The organism is Neisseria sp. HMSC70E02 (genome assembly GCF_001838645.1).
In the GTDB taxonomy this organism is placed as follows: domain Bacteria; phylum Pseudomonadota; class Gammaproteobacteria; order Burkholderiales; family Neisseriaceae; genus Neisseria; species Neisseria macacae.
The window spans coordinates 72799-79353 of the sequence record NZ_KV838113.1 but is presented as its reverse complement, the minus strand read 5'-3'; the positions used below and the strand labels follow the sequence as shown (position 1 = coordinate 79353).

The window sequence follows — 6555 nt, the reverse complement described above, 5'->3', positions numbered from 1 at the left end:
ACCTTAGAGAATCGTTCTCTTTGAGCTAAGGCAACGCAGTACTGGTTTAAAGTTAATCCACTATATTTTTGAGTCTGACTGGTTTGAGGCGGTAAGGTTCAGATGGTGAGTATATACAAAGGTCGTCTGAAAAACGAGTTGACACCGATAAGCGGGTGTTTTTCGTTTTCAGACGACCTTTTGAGTTTTGTTTTAGCGAAACTCGCTGCGCTCGTTTTAGCGAAACTCGCTTCGCTCGTTTTCAGACGACCTTTTAGGTTTTTTTATTAGGATTGGGTGCATCAAAGCACTAAAAGATACAGCCAGTAGGCAAAGCCGCCCAATGCTGCGCCTGCGGGCAGGTCAATCAGGTAGTGCTGTTTGGTAAAGATGCAGGACAGGGCAATCAATACGGGAAAGAGGAACGCGGCGGCGCCCAAAGTCGGCAGCGCGTGCAGGGCGGTCAGCATGGCGACGGAAACGTGCATACTGGGGAAACAGTTGCTGGCTTGGTCGAATTTTTGAACAAACTGTAAAAACCATTCGGACGGTGTTTTGCCGGTATTGATGCTGCGCCAATGCGGCGGAGTGGAAACGGGAAACAGCCAGAAGAACAGCATTTGCATAAACAGCAACATCAGGAAGCTGAACGCCATCATGTTGAAATGGCGGTGGTCGGTGGCGATGATGTTGAGGTAGAGGATGGCGGGGTAGTAAAGAAAGCTGTATATCCACGACCAACGCGGGCGGAAAGGGATTTTTTCGTCTATCGGGGAATTCCAAACGATCTCTTTGCGCAAAGGGTGGCGCTGGGTATAAAAGTAAACTGATAAGCGCCGATAATCATCACGCCGCTCAATATCAGATTGACGAAATAGTCTTGAAAGTTCATGTGTGTGTTCCTAGAGGGGCTGTCAACATTCAATAGTTTTCGTGTCTTTTTATCCTCAAAGCGGAAGATTCAAGGTGTCCAACCTTGTTGCAGTTTCCGCCTTGAATCTTCCGCTTTGTGAACAAAAATCCACTGGGGAAATTAAATGTTGACAGCCCCTAAAAAGATGGATTTTATTGAAATTGGAAAGGTTGTTTTAAAGAACATCATCATACATGTCTTTTGAAATATGTGAAATCAATCTGATTTGATTTGGGTAAATATGCAGTCAGTTAAATAGAAAATGTCTGATTTTTACTTTTCATCCAATATATATAAAAAGGTCGTCTGAAAACCAAACCGGCAGGCAGTTTGGGTTTCAGACGACCTTTTTTCGCGCCCAATCAGGCGTGATATTGGCGCGACAGTTCGTGTACGGTATCGACTAAGATTTTGGCGTGTTCGGGGTCGGCGTGTTGGTTGATGCCGTGTCCGAGGTTGAAGACATGGCCGCTGCCGTTTCCGTAGTCGGCAAGGATGCGCGCGACTTCGGTGCGGATGGATTCGGGCGTGCCAAAGAGGGCAAACGGGTCGAAGTTGCCTTGCAGGGCGACTTGGTTGCCGACGCGGCGGCGTGCTTCGCCGATGTTGCACGTCCAGTCCAAGCCTAATGCGTCTGCGCCGATTTCCGCCATGCCCTCCAGCCACAGCCCGCCGCCTTTGGCAAATACGATAACGGGAACGCGCCTGCCTTCGCTTTCGCGTTTCAATCCGGCAACGATTTGGCGGATGTATTTGAGGCTGAACTCTTTAAACGCCGCATCGCTCAGGACGCCGCCCCAAGTGTCGAAAATCTGCACAGCCTGTGCGCCCGCGTCGATTTGGGCGTTGAGGTATGCGGTAACGGCTTGGGCGTTGGTGTCGAGGATTTTGTGCAGCAAATCGGGACGCGAGTACATCATGGTTTTGATGGTGCGAAATTCTTTGCTGCTGCCGCCTTCGACCATATAGCAGGCGAGTGTGAACGGGCTGCCGGAGAAACCGATAAGCGGTACGCGGCCGTCCAATGCTTTGCGGATGGAGCCGACGGCGTCAAAGACGTATCGCAGTTTTTCCATATCGGGAACTTGCAGCTTGGCAATGTCGGCTTCGTGTTGCAAGGCGCGTTCGAATTTCGGGCCTTCGCCTTCGGCAAAATACAGACCCAAGCCCATTGCGTCGGGGACGGTCAGGATGTCGGAGAACAGAATCGCCGCATCCAAATCGAAGCGGTCTAAGGGCTGGATGGTCACTTCGGTCGCCAATTCGGTGTTTTTACACAAATCGAGGAAACTGCCCGCTTTCGCGCGCGTGGCTTTGTATTCGGGCAGATAACGCCCCGCCTGACGCATCATCCAAATCGGCGTGTATTCGACGGGCTGTTTGAGCAGGGCGCGGAGGAAGGTGTCGTTTTTCAAAGAGGTCATGTGGGGCTTTCGGTTTGTTTGTAAAACAGGGAAGGAAAACGGTTTTCAGACGACCTTTGCGGCGGTTTCCGCAATGAAAGGTCGTCTGAAAAGGGAGGGACGAACACATTTGCCTAGGTAATCATCAGTAAATGATTAAACGGCAGCAGGTTTTCATGGGGTTTCAATGGTGCGTTTATCTTCGATATGGATAACTTTGAGTTCTTCAGCATCACAATCGCGATGAGAGCGCCCTTCGATACCGATTTTGAAATCTTCATCCAATCCTTGTTCTTTTAGGATTAGCGTAAAAATTTCGGGATGATGGCATGAAACGGCATATCCATCGCCGCTATCTAAAGTGATAATGCCAAAATCTGCAGATGGTGTTCCTATTTGAACTTTGCCCCATTTGCTTAATATCTCTTTAGCCTGTTTCGCCAGATCTTTTTCCGGTTCAAGTAAAATGACGCAAGTACCATTTTCAAAGAGCACCCAAGATTTTTCGTTTCCATTAATGCTCTTTTTCCAAACATCAATTAACTTTTGGCGATAAGTAGGCGTTCCAATTTCAAATATTTCTTTCTTTTCCTTAAAGGAATCTGAAGGTCCCATCAAATTCTCCCAGATAAAGATATTTCCCAAACTCAGCTATGCTGATCCAACGCTGCGTGGCGTTCGTCATCGGAGACGGCTTCCAAAACCAATTTCCGCTGTTCCTGAGCTTTTTGCGGCTGTCCGGTTTCATCGAGTACGCGCGCCAGCATGAGGCGGGCGGCGATGCTCGGTTGCAGGGCGATGCTGGCTTCGAGGTAACTTTGCGCCTTACCCCACAGGCTGCGGCCGTAGGCAAGCTGTCCGAGGTACATCAAGAGCGGCGCGTCGTCGGGTTTGTCTTTCAGCCAAGAATCGGCAAGGTCGATGGCTTTTTGCTGGCCGCGTTCGTTGAAGAAGCGGACGCTTTCGACGAAGGCTTCCAAAAGTTCGGGGCGGCGGTTTTGCGGGTAGTATTGGCGCACCCATTTGACGGCTTCGGTATAGAGTCCGAGACGCTCGTATTTTTCGGCAATGGCGACACACAATTCGTCCGCTTTGAGTGCTTCGGGAATACGCTTCAGACAGGTTTTCAGACCGGCTGCGTCTGATGCTTCCGCCAACAGGCGGCGGTATGCCCAGCTTTGGTATTGTTCCGCTTCAAAATCGTTAATCGCGCCGACTTTCATCAGTTTTTCGGATTTCGCCAACACGTCTTCCGCATCGCCGTGGTCAAAGGCATAACGCAGTTGCAGGCGGGCGAGGCGGGACAGGTTGGGGTGGATGCGCGCGGCGGCGTTCAGATTTTCCAGGGCGGTCGGATAATCGCGGCGGCCGAGTGCGGATTCTGCCAACAACAGATAGCGGGAAAGCTGCTGTTTGTTCGGCAGTTTTTCGATGTCTTTCAGGTAGTGGTCGCGCAGTTCGAAGTTTTCCATTTGGTCGGCGGCGTGCGCGCCCAGCATTAACGCGAGATTGCGGTTGTCGCCGGCTTCTTTGTTTTCCAATACTTTGGCGGCTTCCTGCTCCGCTTTTTCAAAGCGGCCTTCAAAAAACGCCAAACCTGCGCTGTTCAAAGCCACGGCTGCCTGACGGCCTTTACGCGCCGTACCGAAACGCTGCATACGGGCGGGGATGTTCATCAGGCCGACGATGAATTTGATCAGGAAATACAGGGTAACAACAAACAGAACCAGCCCTAAGATAAAGGCGTGCAGGTTGACCCGCATCATGACCTGTCCGACGACGATATAGACATTACCCGTGTAAATACCGGAAGTTAGGACGATACCGACTGCAGCGGCGAATAAAACGACAATCCAGACGACGGCTTTCATGCACGGCCTCCTTTGGTCTCAGCATCGGCGGCAGGGCGGCTTTGTTTCTCAGGAGCCGCTTTCTTTTCCGGCTCGGAAATGTTTTGCGGTTTGGCCTCGGAAGGCAACGCCGGAGCTTCTAAAGGCTTCGCGTCTGTTTGGGCGGCAGGTGCGGATTTCTGCGCAGGAGCGGGCCTTGCTTTGGCAGGATGGGCAGCCCTCGGAGCCGGTGCGGTTTTCGGTGCGGAAGCAGTTTCATTCACCTGCGAGGCAGCTTGAGGAGCGGCGGCTTCGGACGCGGCGGAGGGCAGGGGCGCGGACGCGGCGGTCGTTACGGGTTCGGGCAGCGCGACCGGAGTACGCGTACCGTCTTGATAGGCGCGGATTGCGCTGAGGCTGGCTTTCAAGCTGTCGTCTGAAATCATGCGCACATCCAGCGCTTTCAATTCGGACAACTCTTTCAGCCATGCCTGTGTTGCGGGTGATTTGCCGTCAAAGTATTGCTTGACTGCCGCTTCGACGTAGTTCAAATCGCTTTGATAAACCTCGCCGTTGTGCTGCATCAGCGCGGTACGCGCATCCAAAAGACGCAGGCGCAGGTTTTCGCGGACGAAATACGCCTGTTCGGGCGACAGCAGCATCGCGTCTTTATTGTCGAGGCGGCGGACTTCCACCAGCCCTTTCAGTGCAACCAAAGATTTATCCCAAGTATTTTGCCACCAAGAGCCTGAAGATGCGCCGTTGCTTTGCGCCTGCTCGCCCGGCTGCAATACGCCGTCCAAAACCAGCGGCAGGCCGGAAACGGCAGTTTCCAAGCGGTCGAGGCGCAGCGCCGTGCCGGAAATATCGACATACGGACGGTTTTTCAATGCCGCCAAATCATGGCTGACGGCTTGTTTGATGGGCAGCAGCTCGGGCTGGTCGAAACGGCTCAGGCGGCCGTCGATATGTTCCAACACCGCCGCCGCGCCTTGTACGTTGCCCGACAGCAGCAGTTGCTGCGAGGCGAGGTTCAACATGGTTTCCGCTTCGTCAACCAGCCAGTTGACGCGCCCTTTGGTCAGCTCCTGATACGCTTTTTGCGTTAACAGAATTTGTTCGCTGTTTGCCATTTGGGCTTTGCCCAAGCGCTCCAATTCGGCTTGGATGGCGGTTTGGCGGTTTAAATGGTCTTTCAGAAGTAAAGCGTTTTCAGATTCGCCCAAGGCGGCTTTATCGAGCTTTTGGTTAAACGAAAGCTCTTGGTTTTTCAAGACATTTTGTCCTTGCACAAACAAAAAGCCGCTTGCGCCCAAACCCAGCAGCGCCAGCACCAGCGCGCCTACCGCCAGCCCTCTGCCGCCGGATTGTTTGATGATGACGGGGGCGGGTTGGTTTTGGGGAAGATTTTTAGATTCAGACATGTGTGTTCCTGCGTATTCGGAGGTTTTAGGCTGCTTGGCCTTTTTCGGAGCCGCTGTTTCAGACGACCCCGCGTTGCCCTGACTGTCGACGATAATCGGCCGACCGGCTTCGTTTGCTTCGGATGGATTGTCTTCAGACCGGCTCATCGGTTTGCTCCTTAGGAAATGATGAAAGTGCCGCTTTCAGAGAAGCGACGACCCGTATGTGGCGCGCACCCGCCTCGCGAAGCGCGTCGGCTATGCGCGGATGATGGGTGAAGTATAACAAGGATTCGAAGAATCGGGAAAATTGCGGCGGAACCTGCGCAAACAGCCCGCGTACCAGTTCGCCCGAAGCGATAAAGGCGGCATCAATGGATTCGGCATCAAAATCCTGCCAATTCAATTCATTAGGTCGTCTGAAATACACTTCCGCGATTTCCACTGCAAAGCCTTTTTTCTTTAACGACTCCGCCAAAAAATTGCGCCCGCCGCGTCCGCGCACAATCAATACGCGCGCGCCCTGAGGCAGCGTATCCCAAACCGGCAGCAGCAACACCGCCTCGCTGTCGTTGCCTTCTTGCGGCACAGACACATTTTTCGCGCCGCAGCGTTGCAAAGTCCGACCGCTTGCCTGCCCGACCGCGACCTGAACCTTCAGGTCGTCTGAAAAATCCACATACGGCGCAGCAGTTTCAACCGCCGTCGGACTGACCCAAAACACCGCATCCGCACGGGAAAACTGTTCTTTCAAGCCGCGCAACGCCGCTTCGTCAGGCTCGATTTCAACCGGACTCAACACCCGCGCGCGCCAGCCAGCCTGCGAACAGGTGCGCACATCATCTCCCGCGCGCGCGGACGGACGGACAATCAGCATGACAGGCATTTCAGACGACCTCTTTATAGGATGGATAATGGGGTGATGACGTTTAAATCGGTTTGAAAAAGCATATCCAATGGATATAATTCTTTTTGTATTTTTACGGCTGAACCCTGCCAAGTCAATACTGAGTATGGTTTCAATAAAG

The 6555-nt window shown here is 52.7% G+C and carries 6 protein-coding genes; all 6 read right to left on the bottom strand.

All coding sequences use genetic code 11. The annotated features are described in order from the left end of the window. Window positions 1-281: 281 nt before the first annotated feature. Complete coding sequence (locus HMPREF3277_RS10325) at window positions 282-779, bottom strand: phosphatase PAP2 family protein (RefSeq protein WP_246827728.1); 498 nt, start codon at window positions 777-779, stop codon at window positions 282-284. Between the two features lie 475 nt (window positions 780-1254). Next, complete coding sequence (gene hemE, locus HMPREF3277_RS10320) at window positions 1255-2316, bottom strand: uroporphyrinogen decarboxylase (RefSeq protein ID WP_070871055.1); 1062 nt, start codon at window positions 2314-2316, stop codon at window positions 1255-1257. Between the two features lie 153 nt (window positions 2317-2469). Then, a complete protein-coding gene (locus tag HMPREF3277_RS10315; protein ID WP_003778183.1) occupies window positions 2470-2910 on the bottom strand; it encodes a hypothetical protein in 441 nt (146 codons plus the stop codon). Window positions 2911-2942: 32 nt separating this feature from the next. Further along, window positions 2943-4166, bottom strand: coding sequence for a heme biosynthesis protein HemY (locus HMPREF3277_RS10310; RefSeq protein WP_070871054.1), 1224 nt, complete (start codon window positions 4164-4166; stop codon window positions 2943-2945). Continuing rightward, window positions 4163-5695 (bottom strand): uroporphyrinogen-III C-methyltransferase, encoded by a 1533-nt coding sequence (locus HMPREF3277_RS10305; RefSeq protein ID WP_070860315.1) that lies wholly within the window; start codon window positions 5693-5695, stop codon window positions 4163-4165. Before HMPREF3277_RS10305 ends, HMPREF3277_RS10310 begins: the two co-directional genes overlap by 4 nt. Beyond that, complete coding sequence (locus HMPREF3277_RS10300; protein WP_070871053.1) at window positions 5682-6413, bottom strand: uroporphyrinogen-III synthase; 732 nt, start codon at window positions 6411-6413, stop codon at window positions 5682-5684. Before HMPREF3277_RS10300 ends, HMPREF3277_RS10305 begins: the two co-directional genes overlap by 14 nt. Window positions 6414-6555 lie beyond the last annotated feature (142 nt).